Origin of the sequence: Pseudomonas sp. Pse1 (genome assembly GCF_024519635.1) — a bacterium.
Classification (GTDB): domain Bacteria; phylum Pseudomonadota; class Gammaproteobacteria; order Pseudomonadales; family Pseudomonadaceae; genus Aquipseudomonas.
Window position 1 is genome coordinate 38,985 of sequence record NZ_JALJRO010000015.1, and the last position, 18,914, is coordinate 57,898.

Annotated in this window: 13 protein-coding genes and 1 pseudogene; 7 read left to right on the forward strand and 7 right to left on the reverse strand. The window is 62.1% G+C overall.

The features are described 5' to 3' along the window. The first annotated feature begins 1 nt into the window (after position 1). From NR126_RS20475 to NR126_RS20495, 5 genes are all read left to right on the forward strand, one after another. Complete coding sequence (locus NR126_RS20475; protein WP_256830983.1) at positions 2–1,594, forward strand: glycerol-3-phosphate dehydrogenase/oxidase; 1,593 nt, start codon at positions 2–4, stop codon at positions 1,592–1,594. Between the two features lie 21 nt (positions 1,595–1,615). Continuing rightward, entirely contained in the window at positions 1,616–3,184 is a 1,569-nt protein-coding gene (locus tag NR126_RS20480; RefSeq protein WP_256830984.1) for an FGGY-family carbohydrate kinase, read from the forward strand. A gap of 123 nt (positions 3,185–3,307) precedes the next feature. Then, complete coding sequence (locus NR126_RS20485; protein ID WP_256830985.1) at positions 3,308–4,600, forward strand: phospholipase; 1,293 nt, start codon at positions 3,308–3,310, stop codon at positions 4,598–4,600. Positions 4,601–4,788: 188 nt separating this feature from the next. Next, on the forward strand, positions 4,789–6,744 hold the full coding sequence (locus NR126_RS20490; RefSeq protein WP_027619310.1) for a DUF1302 domain-containing protein: 1,956 nt from the start codon (positions 4,789–4,791) through the stop codon (positions 6,742–6,744). A gap of 60 nt (positions 6,745–6,804) precedes the next feature. Then, entirely contained in the window at positions 6,805–8,178 is a 1,374-nt protein-coding gene (locus tag NR126_RS20495) for a DUF1329 domain-containing protein (RefSeq protein WP_256830986.1), read from the forward strand. A gap of 169 nt (positions 8,179–8,347) precedes the next feature. On the opposite strand, the gene NR126_RS29020 is transcribed toward NR126_RS20495, so the two are convergent. Together NR126_RS29020 and NR126_RS29025 are read right to left on the reverse strand one after the other, a co-directional pair. Further along, a complete protein-coding gene (locus NR126_RS29020; RefSeq protein WP_371321443.1) occupies positions 8,348–9,211 on the reverse strand; it encodes a methyl-accepting chemotaxis protein in 864 nt (287 codons plus the stop codon). 42 nt (positions 9,212–9,253) lie between these two features. Continuing rightward, positions 9,254–10,267, reverse strand: a pseudogene (locus NR126_RS29025) (methyl-accepting chemotaxis protein); the annotation flags it as partial. Between the two features lie 287 nt (positions 10,268–10,554). Between NR126_RS29025 and NR126_RS20505 the strand changes: the two are divergent. After that, the gene (locus NR126_RS20505; RefSeq protein ID WP_372826984.1) at positions 10,555–11,247 is read left to right on the forward strand and encodes a histidine phosphatase family protein; all 693 of its coding nucleotides are present in this window, start codon (positions 10,555–10,557) and stop codon (positions 11,245–11,247) included. An 8-nt stretch (positions 11,248–11,255) separates the two neighbouring features. Beyond that, positions 11,256–12,086, forward strand: coding sequence for a phosphatase PAP2 family protein (locus tag NR126_RS20510; protein ID WP_105754869.1), 831 nt, complete (start codon positions 11,256–11,258; stop codon positions 12,084–12,086). Here the strand turns inward: NR126_RS20510 and NR126_RS20515 are convergent. The 5 genes from NR126_RS20515 to NR126_RS20535 all read right to left on the reverse strand — a co-directional run bounded on the left by NR126_RS20515 (position 12,068) and on the right by NR126_RS20535 (position 18,900). After that, complete coding sequence (locus tag NR126_RS20515; RefSeq protein WP_256830988.1) at positions 12,068–13,507, reverse strand: glycosyltransferase family 39 protein; 1,440 nt, start codon at positions 13,505–13,507, stop codon at positions 12,068–12,070. The genes NR126_RS20510 and NR126_RS20515 overlap by 19 nt on opposite strands. Before the next feature lie 105 nt (positions 13,508–13,612). Next, the gene (locus NR126_RS20520; RefSeq protein WP_256830989.1) at positions 13,613–15,022 is read right to left on the reverse strand and encodes a DUF2252 domain-containing protein; all 1,410 of its coding nucleotides are present in this window, start codon (positions 15,020–15,022) and stop codon (positions 13,613–13,615) included. Between the two features lie 168 nt (positions 15,023–15,190). After that, entirely contained in the window at positions 15,191–16,183 is a 993-nt protein-coding gene (locus NR126_RS20525) for a LacI family DNA-binding transcriptional regulator (RefSeq protein ID WP_105754864.1), read from the reverse strand. Positions 16,184–16,258: 75 nt separating this feature from the next. After that, a complete protein-coding gene (locus NR126_RS20530; RefSeq protein WP_105754863.1) occupies positions 16,259–17,758 on the reverse strand; it encodes a sucrose-6-phosphate hydrolase in 1,500 nt (499 codons plus the stop codon). Continuing rightward, positions 17,755–18,900: a sn-glycerol-3-phosphate ABC transporter ATP-binding protein UgpC gene (locus tag NR126_RS20535; protein WP_256830990.1), complete on the reverse strand. Its 1,146-nt coding sequence runs from the start codon at positions 18,898–18,900 to the stop codon at positions 17,755–17,757. Before NR126_RS20535 ends, NR126_RS20530 begins: the two co-directional genes overlap by 4 nt. Between the last annotated feature and the right edge of the window lie 14 nt (positions 18,901–18,914).

Consider the following 18,914-nt stretch of genomic DNA (forward strand, 5'->3'; position numbering starts at 1 on the left):
CATGAGCCTGGATTGGAACGCCGCCTGGCGACAGCAGGTGCTGCCGACCCTGGCCGCCGAGACCTGGGACCTGATCGTCATCGGCGGCGGCATCAGCGGTGCCGGAATCCTTCGTGAAGCCGCCCGACGTGGCTGGCGCTGCCTGTTGCTGGAGCAGCGCGACTTCGCCTGGGGCACCTCCAGCCGCTCTTCGAAAATGGTCCACGGCGGCCTGCGCTACATCGCCAAGGGCCAATGGCGGCTGACCCGCGACTCGGTCCACGAGCGCCAGCGCCTGCTCGACGAAGCGCCGGGGCTGGTGGAGCCGATGAGTTTCATGATGCCGCACTACCGGGGCGGCTTTCCCGGCCCACGGCTGTTCGGCGGCCTGCTGACGGTCTACGACTACCTCGCAGGACGGCGCAGTCACCGCTTCCATGATGCGCAGCAACTGCGCTTTCTGGCGCCGGGTCTGAAAGACGAAGCGCTGCTCGGTGGCACCTGTTTTGTCGATGCGTTGACCGATGATGCGCGCTTGGTGATGCGCGTCCTCAGCGAAGCCAGGGCCGATGGCGCGGTGGTGCTCAATGGTCTGCGGGTCGAGCAATTGCTGCGCGAAGACGGCCGGGTCTGCGGGGTTCAGGTTCACGACATTGAGGGCGGCGAATCGCTGCAGTTGCGCTGTGGCGTACTCGCCGTGGCCACCGGCGCTTGGGCCGAGCGCCTGCGCCCGAGCGATGCTGTGCGCCAACTGCGCCCATTGCGCGGCAGTCATTTACTGCTGCCGGGCTGGCGTCTGCCAGTGGCGCAAGCCTTGACCTTTTTACACCGCCGCGACCGGCGCCCGGTGTTTGTCTTTCCCTGGGAAGGCGCCACGGTGGTTGGGACCACTGACCTCGATCATGAGACCGATTTGGACATCAGTGCGAGCATCAGCAGTGAAGAACTCGACTACTTGCTGGCCGCCTGCGCTCAGCAATTTCCTCATGCCAAGGTGGTCGCCGATGACGTGCTGTCGACCTGGTCGGGGGTGCGTCCGGTGGTCGGTTCGAGTGGCGCGCAACAAGGCCAGCCGTCCAACGAAACCCGTGAGCACGTGCTGTGGCAGGAGCCCGGGTGCGTGACCCTGGCGGGCGGCAAACTGACCACCTTTCGCCCGCAGGCCATCGAAGTACTCACGGCCTGCGCAGCGATGCTCGGGCGTGAACTCAGCGACGATGGCGCGCCGGTGTTTGCCGCTGTCGAGCCGCTGCCCATTGCCGGTTTGAGTGCCAGCCAATGGCGACGCCTGGCCGGACGGCATGGCCGCGACTTGCCGCGGGTGGCGCAGTTGATCGAGCAATTGGGCAGCGACAGCGTCGGCGCCACCGATACTTTATGGGTGGAACTGGCCCTGGCCTGTGACACTGAAATGGTTCTGCACCTGGACGACCTGCTGCTGCGGCGTACCCGTCTTGGGCTGCTGCTGGCCGAGGGCGGGGCGCAGTATCTGCCGGCGATCAGGCGCCTGTGCCAGCCACGGCTGGGCTGGGATGACTCGCGTTGGGACGAAGAAGAGCAGCGTTATCGGGCACTGTGGCAACGTCATCATGGCCTGCCGCAGACCACGCAATGAAGGCCCATCGAAGAGAGCTCCATGGATAACCACAAGAATAAGCGCTACCTGCTGGCCATCGACAACGGCACCCAGAGCGTGCGCGCATTGCTGTTCGATCTGCAGGGCAATCTATTGGGCAAGGGCAAGGTCGAACTGCAGGCCTACTACTCGACGCAACCGGGCTGGGCCGAGCAGGATCCGGAGTATTACTGGGCCAAACTCGGTGAGGCCTGCGAGTTGCTGTGGCAGCAGACCGGCATCGATCGTACGCAGATCGCCGGCGTCTCACTGACCACCCAGCGCGGCACGCTGATCAACGTCGATGCCCAGGGCAAACCGCTGCGCCCGGCGATTCTCTGGCTTGATCAGCGCCAGACCGAGGTCGAGGGCGGCATCAAGGGTCCCTGGGGCTGGCTGTTCAAACTGGTCGGCGCCCAAGCCACGGTGGACTACTTTCGAGCCCAGGCGGAGGCCAACTGGATTGCCCGGCATCAGCCCGACGTGTGGGCCGGCACCGACAAATTGCTGCTGCTCTCGGGCTTTCTCACCCATCGCCTGTGCGGGCGTTTTGTCGACTCGGTGGGCGCCTGCGTCGGCTACCTGCCGTTCGATTTCAAGCGCCTGCGCTGGGCCGCGCCGTCGGACTGGAAATGGCAGGCGCTGGCGGTGCGCGCCGAGCAATTGCCAACCCTGCTCAAGCCCGGCGAAACCCTCGGCCACATCAGCGCCGAGGCCAGCCGGCATACCGGGATTCCCGAAGGCGTGGCGCTGATTGCCGCCGGCGCCGACAAAGCCTGCGAGGTGCTCGGCGCCGGGGTGGTCGACGAGTCGACTGTGTGTCTGTCCTACGGCACCACAGCGACCATCACCACCACCCGCCAGCGCTACCTGGAAATCGTTCCGCTGATCCCGCCCTATCCGGCGGCGGTGCCCGATCAGTACAACTGCGAAGTGATGATCTATCGCGGCTACTGGATGGTCAGCTGGTTCAAGAACGAGTTCGGCCTGCGCGAGATGCAGCAGGCCAAAGAGCAAGGTATCGAGCCAGAGCAGTTGTTCGATGCGCTGGTCAACGCGGTGCCGCCGGGGTCCATGGGGCTGATGCTGCAACCCTACTGGTCGCCGGGGATTCGCGACCCCGGCGTCGAGGCCAAGGGCGCGATGATCGGTTTTGGCGACGTGCACACTCGCGCGCATATCTACCGGGCGATTCTCGAAGGCCTGGCCTATGCCTTGCGCCAGGGTAAGGAGCGCATCGAGCAGCGTTCCGGGCAGTCGATCCAGCGTCTACGGGTGGCCGGTGGCGGATCGCAAAGCGACGCGGCGATGCAACTGACGGCGGACATTTTCGGCCTGCCGGCGGAGCGTCCGCATGTCTATGAGGCGTCCGGCCTGGGCGCGGCGATCTGCTGTGCGGTGGGCCTGGGGCTGCATGCCGATTTCCCTTCGGCCATCGCCGCCATGACCCGGGTCGGCACGGTGTTTACTCCGCAACTGGAGGCGCAGCAGGTCTATCAGCGCCTGTATCAGGAGGTTTACCTGCGCATGTATCGCCAGCTCAAACCGCTGTACCAGAGCATTCGGCAGATCACCGGTTACCCGGCCTGAGGCGCTGAGTGACGCGCGTCGCTGGCGCTATTTGAGAGTTTTTATGGCGAGATTGGACAGTGTCAGGGGCGGGGTCGCTCTGTAGGCTCGCTCCTACAACACTTCCAATAAGAACCTCGAGCAATGAAGCTGACGTCACTCCTGTTGCTGCTCTGCGCCGTCGCCCCGACGGCCTGGGGTTGGTCCAACCACACGGTGGGCAGCTACCTGGCATTGCAGGCGTTGCCCGAGGTACAGGACGCGCCGCAGGTGGCCGTCGAACCGCTGGAAGCTTTCCTCGGCGCGCAATATCCGGCGATCGTCGAACTGCTCGAGCAACAGGAAGCCTTCGCCCGTGAGCATTTTGCCCAATACCCATCGCGCCCGGACAACCTGAAGTTACCGGCCGCACCGGCGGACAATCTGCGCAACGCCTTCCTCATGGCGCTGCGGATCAATCCACAGATTCACTTGGCGATGGTCATCCAACCGTTGCCTGGCCAAGACCTGTCACAACGCGAACACCTCAAGGCCGACCAGGTGATGGTCGCGCAAACCCTGTCGCCGTGGAATCGCCAGCGCTTCATCGCCCTGGCGGACGGCGAACCAGTCAGCGCCCTCGCGGTACTGGCCAGCGCCGCCGACGAGCCGGACTACGGACACGACATCAACCTGTTCAGCGACAACCCGGGGGCGGTCGCGGCGCTCTATGGCTTCGGCCCGCAGTCGTTTGGCGACGAGCGTTTTGAGTACAGCTCCCAGGCGCCGTTTCACATGGGCTTCTTCCACGAAAACCCGGTGGTGTATGCCGCCGCCGGATTTCTCGCGCGCAGTTGGCCGGACTGGCGCGCCTATCAATACATGGGCCTGGCGCGCCTGGCGTTCGCCACCGGTCATCCCTATTGGGGCTATCGCTTTCTCGGCTGGGGCCTGCACCACGTCCAGGACCTGACCCAGCCGTACCACGCCAAGCCGCTGCCCGGCGTCGAGTTGGCGAGCATGTTGCTGATGGAGGGTAAGGCCCTGGCCGGTTACGGCGACGACAAGCTGGCGGCGGTCGAGCGCGTCGCCACCCGGCACATGGAAGTCGAGAAATACCAGGCGGCCTGGCTGTATCGCTTGCTGCGAGGCGGGCAGCAGGTGCACCCGATGCTCCAGGCTTACGTCGACACCGCCGAGGATGGGGTCTATCCGCCGTACTCGGCGGACTACCTGCGCGAGGTGGTCAGCGCCCAGTCCGCTGCTGCGGGGGCGGGGTTCGACGAAGCCATCGGCCAATGGCTGGCCACGGCGCCGGCGACCAACAGTTTCAGCGCCGGCAATCAGGTGCAACGTGAAGACTACGACCATCCGTTGCTCAACCAGCAACTGTTCCAGTTGCTGGGGCATTTCGGTGCGCATAGCCGCAATTTTGTGCGGGCTGGGTTGGGTAAATGATGCCCCCCCTGTAGGAGCGAGCCTGCTCGCGAAGAAGGTCAACGATAACGCGGACATTCTGGATAAAACGCGGCGCTCTCAGGTTTTTCGCGAGCAGGCTCGCTCCTACAAGGGTGCGGCGTGAGCAGGTCTTTAGCGGCGCTATGTGGACAAAAAAACAACAAAATCAGGGAAGGGAGGAACACCGCATGAACATTCGACTACGCCAGTCTGGCGCAGCGATTTCCGGGGTAGGGCTGGTGGGGCTGTTGCAACTGTGCGCGGTCGATGGCGTGCAGGCGGCCGAGTTCAAGGTGCTGGACAATCAGGTCACCGGCTCGTTCGACAGCACGCTGTCCTATGGCCGTTTGTGGCGGGTGCAGGGTCGCGACAAAACCAACGATGACGTCAACACCAACGATGGCAATCGCAACTTCGACACCGGCCTGGTTTCCGAGGTGTACAAGATCACCTCGGAGCTGGAAGCCAACTACCAGAACTACGGCGTGTTCATGCGCGGCACTGCGTTCTACGACACCCAGTTGATGGACAAGCGCAACGATTATTACCGCAACAACAACCCGTCGCAGCCGAGCCAGAGCAACCCCCACGACGACCATTTCACCGAGCAGACCCGCGACATCGCCGGTAGCCGCATCGAGATGCTCGACGCCTATGTCTACGGCAACTGGGACGTGGCACAAATGCCGGTCACCGCGCGGCTGGGGCGTCAGGTGTTCAACTGGGGTGAGGGGATTTTCTATCGCGGCGGGGTCAACACCACCAACCCGGTGGACGCGGCCAAATACCGCTTGCCGGGCGCCGAGGTCAAGGAAGTACTGATGCCGGTGGAGGCGGTCAGTTTCAACATCGGCCTCACCGATAACCTGACCATGGAAAGTTTCTACCAGACCAACTGGAAAGAAACCCGCATCGACCCGGTCGGCACTTTTTACTCGCAGACCGATCTGTTCGCCGACGGTGGCAACACTGCCTACAACGACTTCACCGGCACCGCCCTCGACACTCCGGTACCGGGCTTCGGCAACGTGATTGACCTGTATGGTGCGCTGGGCAACAACCCGTTCCTCAAGCAGGCGCTGGGTACCACCGGCCTGTACGCCAACGGCGTGACGCCGGCGTTCGGCAACACCCTCAAGGTCGCCTCGGTGGGCAAGGACTACAACGCGCGCAACGACGGCCAGTTCGGTTTCGCCTTCCGCTACATCGCCGAGGAGCTCAACAGCACCGAATTCGGCCTGTACATGGTCAACTACCACGCCAAGGAACCGACCATCTCCGCTGACCTCGGCGGTTACCAGGGCGTCGACATTGACGCCCTGACCAACCTGTTGTCCGGCGTCGCTGGCAGTCAGGCCGGGGCCTTGGCCAACGGCCTGGTCACCGCCGACGTGATGGGCAACATCCAGGCGCACCGGCGCTATGCCGAAGACATCCGCATGTACGGTTTCAGCTTCAACACCACCCTCGGCCAGGCCTCGGTGTTCGGTGAAGTGGCGTATCGACCGAACCTGCCAATCGGAGTGGCTGCCACCAACGACTTGATCGGTGACTTGGCCAACGGCGCTGCCGCCGCGGCGTCCGGCAAGACCATCAACATCGGTGGGCAGATGGTCCAGCTCGACAGCCAGATCAACAACGCCGAGCGCGTCGAAGCCTTCAACACCTCGCTGGGCAGCATCTACAACTTCGGTCCGAGCCTGTCCTTCGACTCGATGTTCGGGGTCTTCGAGCTGGCCTCCGAGCACTTGCGTGGCAGCAGCCTGCAATACACCGCCTACGACGGCAGCCGCCGTTACTACGCGGGCACAGGTAACTACTCCTATGTGTCCGGTGGCGACCGTGGCGACCAGGTCAATCGCAACTCCTACAGCTACACCGCGATGTTCAACGGCACCTGGAACGACGTGTACGCCGGGGTCAACGTCTCGCCTTATGTGGTCTACAAGGACGACTTCAAGGGCAACAGCTACCAGGCCGGCAACAATATCGAAGGGCGCAAGGCCTACACCCTGGGGGTCAAGGCCAACTACCAGAACCGTATGGAAGCCGAGCTGCAATACACCGAATTCTACGGCGGCGGCCAGAACAACGGCATTCGCGACCGCGACAACATCGGCTTCAACCTCAAGTATTTCTTATAGGCCTCGAATCGCCCGAGCGCCGCTGTGCCCGGGCATTTGGCTCTATTTCGGAGAACCGCAATGCTGCATTCACCACGATTGATCAAGACCACCCTGGCGCTGGTCCTCAGCCTGGCGGCGGGTAGCGCACTGGCGGCGCTGACACCCCAGGAAGCCCAGCAATTGAAAACCAGCCTGACCCCGCTGGGTGCCGAGCGCGCGGGCAACGCCGCCGGGACCATTCCGGCCTGGGACGGCGGCATTACCCAGGCCCCGACGGGCTATGTCAAAGGCAAACATCACCTCGACCCGTTTCCTGGCGACAAGCCGCTGTTCACCATTACCAAGGCCAACCTGGAACAGTACAAGGGCCAGCTGACGGCGGGCCAGATCGCCCTGTTCAACAGCTACCCCGACAGCTTCCAGATGCCGATCTACACAAGTCGTCGCTCCGGTTCGGCGCCGCAATGGCTGTATGACAACACCCTGAAAAACGCCACCTCGGCGAAGCTGCTCGATGGCGGCAACGGTTTCTCCGACGCTTACGGTGGCGTGCCATTCCCAGTGCCAAAAAGCGGTGTCGAGGCCCTGTGGAACCACATCACCCGTTATCGCGGGATCTATGTGGTGCGACGTGCTTCCGAGGCACCGGTGCAGCGCAACGGCAGCTTCGCCCTGGTGACTTCGCAGCAGGAAGGGTTGTTCACCTACTACCGCCCAGGCGGCCAGTTCGGTGATCTGAAGAACATCCTGTTCTACTACCTGGCCTTCGTGAAAAGCCCGGCGCGCCTGGCCGGTGGCGCGGCGCTGGTGCATGAGACCCTGGATCAGATCAAGGACCCGCGCCAAGCCTGGGTCTACGATGCCGGTCAGCGTCGGGTGCGGCGTGCGCCGAACCTGGCCTACGACACGCCGATTGCTTCGTCCGATGGCCTGCGCACGGCGGACGACACCGACCTGTTCAACGGCTCGCCGGATCGCTATGACTGGAAACTGGTGGGCAAGAAGGAAGTCTACATTCCGTACAACAACTACAAGGTGTCCAGCCCCGAGGTGAAGTACGCCGAGCTGCTCACGCCTGGCCACCTCAATCCCAAGTACACCCGTTATGAGCTGCACCGGGTGTGGGTGGTCGAAGGCACGCTGAAGCCCGGGGCACGGCATATCTATTCCAAGCGCACCCTGTTCCTCGACGAGGACAGTTGGGGCGCTGCAGTGGTCGATCAGTACGACGGGCGCGGGGAGTTGTGGCGGGTGTCGATGGGCTACTTGAAGAACTTCTACGACCTGCCGACCACCTGGAGTGCGCTGGACGTGTTCCACGACCTGCAGGCCCGTCGTTACTACGTGCAGAACCTGGACAACGAAGAATCCGACACCGTGGACTTCGCCCAACCGGTGCCGGAAGACGCCTACTTCATGCCGTCGGCATTGCGCCAGCGCGGGACACGGTAGACCTGTGAACCTTGTGGGAGCTGGCCTGCCAGCGATGAAGTTGATGCGGTGTAGCTGATGGCCTCATCGCTAGCAGGCTAGCTCCTACAGGTTTTGTGATCGATCACTACCCCCTGTGGGAGCCGGCCTGCCGGCGATGGCGGTGTTTGCTACACCACCATCGTCCGCGTCAAACCCTGAAATGGCTGACCATCATTTGCAACTGATTCCCCAGCCGCGCCAACTCGATGCTGGAGGCGGCGGTTTCGTCGCTGGCGGCGGCGGTCTGTTCGGAGACGTCGCGGACGTTAACGATACTGCGGCTGATCTCTTCGGCCACAGCGCTTTGCTGCTCGGCGGCAGCGGCGATTTGCTGGTTCATCGACTGAATGTTCGACACCGTGCGGGTGATGTTCTCCAGGGATAGCCCGGCCTTGCGCGTCAGCTCGACGCTGCTGTCGGTCAGGCTACGGCTGTTGCCCATCACCGTCGCCACTTGCTGGGTGCCGTTCTGCAACGCGGCCACCAGGCCTTCGATTTCTTCGGTGGACTTCTGCGTGCGCTGCGCCAGGCCGCGTACTTCGTCGGCAACCACGGCGAACCCACGCCCGGCTTCACCGGCCCGCGCAGCTTCAATGGCGGCGTTCAGCGCCAGCAGGTTGGTCTGTTCGGCAACGGCTTTGATCACGTCCATCACGCTGCCGATCTTGTCACTTTCCTTCTGCAGCACGCTCATGGCTTCGGTGGAACGCGCCACTTCGTCGGCCAGGCGTTCGATCTGGGTGATTGCTTCGTTGACCACCCGATCGCCTTGACGGGCTTCGCCATCGGCGGCCGCAGCAGCTTGCGATGCTTGCTCGGCGTTACGTGCGACTTCCTGCACGGTGGCAGTCATTTCGTGCATCGCGGTGGCGACCTGATCGGTCTCGACCTTCTGGCTGTTGACTCCGGCACTGGTTTCTTCGGTCACCGCTGAAAGCTCTTCCGCGGCACTGGCGATCTGGGTAACGCCGTCGCGAATGCCGCTGATCAAGTCGCGCAAAGTCACGCCCATGCGTACGATGCCTTGCTGCAAGACACCCAACTCGTCGCGACGGGTGACGCGAATATTCTGCGTCAGGTCGCCACCGGCAATGCGTTCGACCACCGCCAGGGTTTCCTGCAGCGGGCGGGTGATCTGGCGGGTGATGAGCACGGCGGCGAGCACACCGACCAACAGCGCCAGCAGGGTGCTGATCAACTGCAGGGTGCGGGCCTGGGCGCTTTCGCTGTCGCGGCGATCCAGTTGAATCTGATACAGCGCATCGCTGCGGGTGACGATGTCGCTGCCTTGCACGGTCATTTCCTGGCGCGCGGTGATTGCTTCGCCGGTGGCCGCTTTATACGCCTGCACCGCGCTGCGGTAGCGGGTCAGCGCTTGCTCCAGCTGACGCAGGGCATCGGCGTGGCTGTCGAAGAAATGGCTGCTCAGCGACTTCAGGCTGGCCAGCGCGGCATCCAATTGTGCGGCGGCTTTTTGCTCGTTAGCCGGGTTGCTGTCGGCGATGTAGCCACGCACTTCATAACGGGCCAGCAGGAACTGTTCCTTGGCCTCGGAAATGGCCTGGAACTGCTCGAAGCGCTGATCGCTCAACGGCATCTGACGCACACGGGTGCTGAAATCGTTGATCAGGGTGGTAGCGCTTTCGGCGTTATCGGCCATGGCCTGGCGCGCACTGCTCGCGGTGCGGTAAGCATTGCGCATCTTGTTCAGCGACTGCTGGTAGGCGTCGATGACCACCGCCTGCTCCCTGAGCAGCTTGAGATTGTCCTGGCTTTTGAACGAGGCCAGGAGCGACTGCTGCTGGGCCTTGAAATCATCAAGGGACGCCTGCACGGTCTGCGCCACGGTTTCGTCGCCGTTGGCCAGCATGTATTGCAGGCGGGTGATGCGCAGCTTGGTCAGGCCGGCGTTGAGCTGGGTGATGTCGCTCATCCAGTTGCTGCGGTCGATCAGCCCGCCCAGGCTGGTCCAGCCGGTGAGGGCGAGGATGCAGGTCAGGGCGAGGACCAGGCCAAAACCCAGGCCCAGCTTGAGGTTGACGCTGATATTGGCGAACCAGCTATTCATAAACAATTCCTCCAGGAACGTTGCGCTTCTTGATCGTCGGTGGGCTGGAAGTTGTTGTTTTTCGTAGCCAGCAAGGGGGGTGTAGATCGCCTGTATCGGCAGCCTGGGCGATTGCTGAACCGGTTTTTGTCACGAGCCGCCAGACGGTTGGCGGGGGCGATCGCCCGTCACGTTTTTTTTCACATTCATTTCACCGGCCTTCAACCTGCCTGTCGTTATTGTCCGGCCACACTGGCGTTATAGGCGTTGGCTGTTCAACGTGGCGCAGCGATAGAGGCGATAAGGGCGTGGCATCAAGAATCGAAGCGGTCAATGTTCGGCCGAGTTTTGGGCTGGCGGACATCCGACGTTACAAAAACACCCTGATGACCCTGCTGCTGGCGCTGTGCGTGCTGGCGGCAACGGTCTATCTGACGCGCCCGGCTGCGGTAGTCAACTTGGGCCAGGGCAATCCATCGGGGCTGGCGCAGTTGCAGGCGGATTGGGCGGCGGGCGGGATGATCGTGCTGGTGCGGCATGTCGAGCGTTGTGACCACTCCAAGGCGCCCTGCCTGAATGCCGCCGACGGCATCACCGACCGCGCGCGCAGCGTGGCCGTGGGCCTGGGCGCGCAATTCGAACGCCTGGGGCTGGCCCATACCGATATTTACAACAGCCCGCTGCTGCGTGCCGTGCAAACCTCCAGCTACATGTTCAACTCGACCACCGCCAATCAGGACTGGTTGTTCAACTGCAAGGGCACGCTGTTGCGTGATGCCCTGGCGCACAAGGTCGCCGGACGCAATCTGGTGCTGGTGACCCATAGCGAATGCATGGCCGAGCTGGAAAAACAATTGAAGGTGCCGAATTCGACCTTCGGTTACGGCTCGGCGCTGTTCCTCTCCACGGCCAAGGGCAACACCCGGTCACAGTGGGTGGGCTACCTCGACGCCTCGGACTGGCGCGCCGTGTTCAATCCATCATCCACCCCTCTCAAATGAGAAACTCGATGCAGATCTTTGCGCGCCAGCGATTCTATTGGGTGAATTTCGGTGTACCGCTGCTGTGTGCGGCGGCGGTGTTCATGCTGTTCGACATGACCCGTATCGACATTGCGTTCAGCAACCTGTTGTTCGATCCGCTGAGCCAGACATTCCCCATCGACCACATCCGCATTTTCGAGCAGTTCACCCACAAGTGGGCGCGGATCGTGCCGAACTGGACCGCGGAAATTGCCCTGATCGGCGGGCTGTTGTCCTTCGTCTGGCCGCGCATCAAGCCGCACAAGCACCCGCGCCTGGGCAACTTTCTGGAGCGCAGCAAGGCTGGCCCGTTGCTGCGTTTCACCCATGAACATCGTCGCGACTTCTGGTTCGTGGTGTTTGCCTTCGCCCTCTGCACCGGGGTGATCCACTTCCTCAAGGCCCACACCAGCGTCTATTGCCCGATTGAAACCACTCTGTACGGCGGCCAACTTCCGCACATCGAGTGGTACAACAACTTCCAGTTGTTCCACGAAGCCGGCGAAGGCCGCTGCTGGCCCGGCGGCCACGCCTCGGGCGGCTTTACCATGCTCGCCCTCTACTTCGTCGCCCGCCGTCATCAATGGCGCTTCGCCAAGGCGATCCTCTGGGGCTCACTGCTGCTGGGCTTCATCTATGGCACCACGCGGGTTCTGCAAGGCTGGCACTACATGTCCCACACCTTCTGGGCGGGGATCTTCGTCTGGCTGTCGTGCCTGCTGACGGCGCTGGCGTTTTATGGTCGGGCGCGGCTGGATGTGCCGGTGCGTGAGTCTGCCGAACGTGAAGCTGCAGAGCTTTACTGCCCTACGAAGTAATACGCCTGACGCCCCACCCTCATCTGCTTTAACACTTTAAGCGGCGGCGCCGGTTCGCTATCACTGGCAATCAGCGCCACGTGAATCGGCGAAGCGGCGAGGAAGCGGTTGAGCTCGTCGTCAGTCTGCAAATCCTTGAGCAGGCTGTGGGTGTAGAACACCGTCGCCCCGGCCGTGCGTTCGTTGGCCTGAAACAGTGCCACCTCGTTACCTTTGGCTTGCAGTGTCTGGATCTGCTCGGTCAGTGGCAGGAACGACAGCTTGCGATCGGCCCGGGGCGCGGCCCATTGGGCGGCGGCCAGGTAGGCGAGGATGATCAGGCCGAGTAGACCGATGGCCAGATAACGACGCTGACGGGCGACTTTGCCGAGCAGCCCCGTACCCTGAGTGTGCTGGCGCAAGCGCTCATAGAGTACTGCGGCATATTCCGCGGCGATCACCGCCGCCGCAGGTGTCAGCGACATCAGGTACACCGTGCGCTTGCTCGACGCCAGCGACAGCATGACGAACTCGGCCAGCAGCCACAGGCTGAAGAACAGCAGGTAGCGGTTGCTCGCCAGGCTTTTGCGAAAGTGCCACAGCCCCAGGTACACCAAAATGTTCCACGGCAGGAAGGCTTCCGGCAGTTTTGCCAGGTAGTAATAGAAGGGCTCGTAGTGCCCGGCCTCGACGAACGAACCGCTGAAACGTCCGACGCTGTTGGTCAGCAACACTTCGGCCACCGCCGCCGAGCCGCCGCGCTGATAGAGCACCAATAGCCAGATCAGCAAGGGAATCAGCCCCAGCAGCGTCAACAGTCCAGGACGCAGCCAGTCACCGGGCTTGAGGCGTTTGTCGAGCAGGCTTGTACACAGCAGATAGGCAAAGATCACCACCCCCGGCATCGCCAGGCCAAGTACGCCTTTGCTCAAGGTTGCGATGGCGATACCGCCGACAAACAGCGCAGCATTGCCCAGTGTCGCCCGGCGATGCCCTTGAAAAAACGCCAGCAGCGCCATGCTCACACCCAGTGCCAGCAACGCGTCTTCACCGACGCTGCGCGAGTTGACCCAGTAACTGGCCATGGTCGCCAGCAGAATTGTGGCGGTCCAGGCGATCTCCCTGGGCCTGCCTAAGCGGCGCAACATGGCGTACAGCAGCATCACGCTGAACAGCCCGGCAAACGCTGAAGCCAGGCGCACCGCCCAAGGCGTGCCGCCGAACGCCCGAATGGCGCCGGCATCAAGCCACAGGCTCAGCGGTGGTTTTTCCAGGAAAGGTTGGCCGAACAGGCGTGGGGTCACCCAGTCATTGTCCAGGTGCATCTGCATGGCGATGCCGGCCACCCGTGCTTCGGTGGAGCCTTGCAGTTGGTGGTTGCCGAGGGCGAAGAAGAACAACAGGGCAGCGAGCAGAAACAGCAGCGGGGCAGGGCGCGTCATGTGCTTTGGGCTACCGGAGGCGAGTGCGGGAGGGCTGGAAGTATAGGGCGGCGAATCTGAACAAATAGTGAACGCCCTGTGACAGCTTGCGTTTCGTCGTCGGTATCAGGGCAGATGGTCGGCGGCGAAATCGGCTTCCGAACGCGCCAGCAAACGGCCCGTGCGACAGGCGTGCTGGAAACGCTCGAAATCCTGCTCGTTCTGGTCACTGTAGGCTTGGGCGTATTTGAACAGTGCGTCGGCGAGGGTGTCGCTTTTGCCGATGTAGCCGCTGATCAACGCGGCCTGCCCGGAGGCCTTGGCGTGGGCTCGGGCCAGTGCGCGGCCGCAGGTTCTTGCATAGGCGCAGAAGGTCTCGGCATCGAAGGTCTCCAGCTCCGCCGAGATTTTCATGTCGCGCAACTGGCGCAGGTAAAAGTGCCGACCGTGAGGGCCGCTGGTCCAACCGAGGAACAGGTCGCTGGCGGACTGCATCAAACGCTGCCCCTCCACCACCCGCTGCCCGTTGTGGCGCACCCGGGATTTGTTTTTGACGTAGTCGGCCAGCACCGAGCGCCGGGCCTCCTTGATTTGCAGAAACAGCGGACGCTCCTGATTGTCGGTCAGCAACGCCACCATGCAGCGGGTGCCGACACTGCCGACGCCGACCACTTTGAACGCCAGATCCTGCACCTCGAAACGCGCCAGCAACTCCCGGCGATCCCCGGCCAGCGTCCCGCGATAATCGCGCATCAGGGTGTCGTACAGCGGACGCCAATCGGCCAGGCGCAACCATTCATCCTCGGCATCGAGCAAAGTGGTGGTGTTATGCAGATGGAAAATCTCCGGCAGGTCATCGCGGATCAACAACCGGCCCTGGGCATCGCGCTCGCAGATCTTCGGTAGCAACTCGGCATGGGTGCGCCGCGCTGCCTTATCGACTGCACGCTGCACATGCTGCAGGGTGGTCTCCGACTGCGCCCGCTGCAGCAGGTCTTCGTAACTGATGGAGTCGTACCAGATCTCCAGCGCGCTTTGCTCGGCGCACGTCGCCATGCTGCGCTGATAGGCGCCAATCAACTCTCGACAGACCGTTTCCTCCACCGTTGCGCCATGACGCAAATCGCGAGCGGCAATCAGAAAACTCGCCACCAGCCGTTTCAAATCCCACTCCCAGGGCCCGGGATGCACCTCGTCGAAATCGTTGACGCTGAACAACAGATTGCGCTCCGGCGTGGCAAATCCGCCGAAATTCATCAAATGACAATCCCCACAAATAATCGAGCGCAACCCCATATCCGGCGTCTTCGACAAATCGTGGGCCTGCAACAACGCATTGCCGCGATAAAAGGTAAAAGGCGACACCAGCATCCGCCCATACCGCAAAGCCACCAACGACTGCACCCGCCCCTCACTCGACGCCTTGATCAACGGAATCGGATCGCGCTCGCTTTTTGCGTGCAGGGCCTGGGAACTGCGTGGGCAGTCTTTGCGTGCTTCCTTGCCTTGTTTCAGGCGATCTTTGAGGGTGGTCATGGCGGCCCTGCGTGGCGTGCTGGAGTGAGTGGAACGCTAGCAGGGATACGGGGGTTAGCCAGAGGGTGGCCGGTAGCGGCGAAAAGATTTTTCTCGCCCCATGTCGATTGGGGACTGTCCGTTCGCACCGGGTAACCGCAAGCGCGCTATCACCGAATCATCTCATTCTTATAGTGATGACCTGACCACCAATGGACAATCGACTGGCTGGCTTCCCGATACCTCAAGGGTCTCGATCAGGTGCCGGGCAGCCTGGCGACCGATCTCATAATATGGCAGTTGCACTGTGGTCAGCGGCGGGATGAACAGCTCGGCGATACCGATCATGTTGTCGTAGCCGAGCACGGCGACATCGTCGGGAATTTTCAGGCCACGGCCGAACAACAGCTGATAGGCACAAAAGGCAATGCGGTCGTTGCCGCAGATCAGAATGTCGAATTGCGGGCGACCGTCGATGAGGTGTCGGTCGAGGATGGCTGCGGTTTCACCATAGGCGTCATGATCGGAAAGGTCGTATTGCAGGAGTGCGTCAGGCGCCAGGCCGAATGCCTCACAGGCACGCTGCAGGCCTTTTTGTCGCAGGCCCCAGGCCAGGCTCTGTCTTGGAAGATTGATACACAGGGGACGCTTATAGCCGAGGCTCAACGCGTGGTGTACGGCCCGATACTGCCCCATTTCGTCGTCTGGCACATAACTGACCAACTGACTGTCATCCGCCATGCAATTGGCGAGTACCAGGGGTTTGCTCTTCAAACGCTCGGGAATGCACACCTGGCGAAACCCCATGGCGCTGAAGATCAACCCGTCGGGACGGTGCGACAACATCAGGTCGATGTTCTGGTCGGTGGGCGGGTTGCTCAACAGGTTGAGGATAAAGACGTTCCAGCCGGCTTGCTGTGCGGTCTGTTCGATGGACAGCAGCAGCTCGACCGCGAACGGTGTGGTCGCGGTGTCCAGCGCGAACACACCAATGGTTCGGGACTGGAGATTGTCGCCGCGCATTTTGCGCGCCGACAGGCTCGGCACGAATTGCAGTTCATCAATCGCTTGGCGCACCCGCTGCAGGGTTTCGGGGCTCAACTTTTCCGGATTATTGAGCGCTCGAGAAACGGTCATCAGAGACACGCCGGCCAGCTGTGCAACGTCTTTCACTGAAGTCATGCGAGGCGAAACCTGTCAGGTTGACGCAGAATCATGCCACATGCCCCGCGCTTCTCGCGACCCGAATGACGCGCCTCACAACCAGCCCGAGGCAAGAGGCCATGCCTTGGGAATGGAGACGCGCCCGCCACTTCCACTGGCAAGCAGCTTCACGCCCAGACTGTCTGGCCGCGGATAAAGGCGACTGCTGAGGGTGAAGTGCCCGTTTTCGTCGAACACCTCGATGGACGAGCGATCGAGGAACACATGCAGCTCCAGGCGCTCCTGTGCAGGGTCTATCGCCACGCTGCGCTGACCGCTGACTTGGGCACCCGAGCGGCTGCGGTCAAGCACCAGTCGATGCAGGGCCGCATCGTAGTAGAGCAGCGTCTCCTCTTGGCCGTCCTCACTGCAACGCAAGGCGACGCCCAAGTGCCCGGTGCAGTCGAGCAGATCCAGATGCACATGGATTTCGAGCATGTCGCCATTCACTTCCGGCACCCAGCGGGTTCCCGATTCATCCCACCACGGCGTACCCGGCAATGGCGCTTTGCGCAGAGCGGTGAGTTCTCGTGCCGGATACATGTAAAGACGATCGGCGCACAGTTCCAGTTCGCGCGGCAAACCGAGCATGCCACACCAGTGATGGGCCTGGCTCGGCATCGGGCTTTCCCACATGTCGAGCCACGCCCACACCAGGCGCCGACCGTCGGCGGCGATTAGGGTTTGCGCGGCATAGAAATCATGGCCGTTATCCAGCTCGATAAAAGGTCCGCCCGTGAAGTGCCATTCGCTGTCGAGTCGGCCCACTCGATAACCGGTCTGGTACTTATTGAGCCGGTCGAAACCTTCGGATTGCATGCCCTGGGGAGAGTACAGCAGCACATCGCGTCCGTTCAGTCGGAACAGATCCGGGCACTCCCACATATAGCCATCACCCTCGCTGCCGCTGGACACATAGTCGAGGAACTCCCAGGTATGCAGATCCGTGGAACGGTACAGCGGGAGCAACGGCACATCGCCCAGGCGGGCGCCGGCAATCAGGTACCAGGCGTCATTCTCCTGCCATACCTTGGGGTCACGAAAATGCATGATAGCGTCTTGCGGCGCGCGCTCGATAACGACGCCATGCTTGACGAACCGGATGCCGTCGCTGCTGGTGGCCAGGCACTGGACTTGACGGATGAAACGCTCGTCACCGACTTCCCCCAGCCAGGTGTGCCCGGTGTAGATCAGCGCCAGGGTATCGCCACAGACCACCGCGCTACCGGAAAAACAGCCGTCACGGTCGAAGTCATCGCCGGGTGCCAATGCAATGGGCAGATGCTGCCAATGGACCAGATCGGCACTCTTTGCATGCCCCCAATACATCGGGCCCCATTTCGCGTCGAACGGGTAATGCTGATAGAAAACGTGATATTCGCCACGAAAGTACACGACCCCGTTAGGGTCGTTCATCCAGCCCACTGGAGGGGCAATGTGATAACCGGGTCGATAATCGTGGATGACGCGAGACAGGCCGTCACGCAGCGCATGCTGCGCAAGCTCAAGGGCACCAGACATGGGAACACTCATGGGATTCAAGGACTCAGTCATAGGACGCCTGCTCTTACCGAGCGCAGAGGGGCGCCATCTGATGGGGTTTCAATCGTCTGTGGGTGGCGCTTCAAGGCCGTGCCGTCGGCGTCGAACAGGTGCAGATGGGCGATCTCCAGTTGCAGCTCGACCCGGTCGCCGACTTGCCATCCGGCGCTGACCTCGCAACGACAAACCAGCGGTTCGTCCTGCGCTGTCTTGAGGTGCACATAGGTTTCGCTGCCCAGGTATTCAACCCCGGTCACGGCAATGCCGCTGCTGCCCGTGGCCGCTTTGAGTGACATGTGCTCCGGGCGAATCCCCAGGCTCAGCGGCGTGCTCGGCGCCAGATTCGAGCTGTCGAAGGGCAGGGACGTGATGCCCCATACAAGGGTATCGACCAGGCTGTTTTCGCCGGGCGCCAGCAGGAGGGCGGGCAGAAAATTCATCGTGGGAGAACCCAGGAAGCCTGCGACAAAGCGGCTGGCCGGGCGCTCATAGAGTTCGCGCGGTGAGCCGACCTGTTCGACGCGACCACCATTGAGCACGACAATTTTGTCGGCCAGGGTCATCGCTTCAACCTGATCGTGGGTGACATAGATCATGGTCGAGCCCAGCCGATCATGCAGCCGGGCGATTTCGTTGCGCATCTGTACGCGCAAGGATGCATCCAGGTTGGAGAGCGGCTCATCGAACAACAAAATGTCCGGTTCCCGCGCCATGGCCCTGCCCATGGCCACGCGCTGACGTTGTCCTCCAGACAGCTCCCTTGGCTTGCGTTGCAGCAGTTTGTCCAATTGCAGGATTTGCGCAGTTTTCAGCACGCGTTCGCGCAGGCTGCTCTTTTCCGTCTTGGCCAGTTTGAGACCAAAACTGATGTTGTCGTAGACGCTCATGTGCGGGTACAGCGCATAAGACTGAAACACCATGCCGACGCCACGTTCGCGTGGCTCCAGGTCGTTGACCCGCCGCCCGTCGATCAGCAGGTCGCCGCCGCAGATCGAATCCAGGCCGGCGATCAGTCGCAGCAGGGTCGACTTTCCGCAGCCCGAAGGACCGACGAACACCACGAATTCACCCGCCGCGATTTCGAGGCTGACGTCGCGCAGAATCCGCGCGCCGCCCAATTGTTTGTTCACGTTGTCTAGCTTCAATTTGATCACGATGCTGTTCCTTG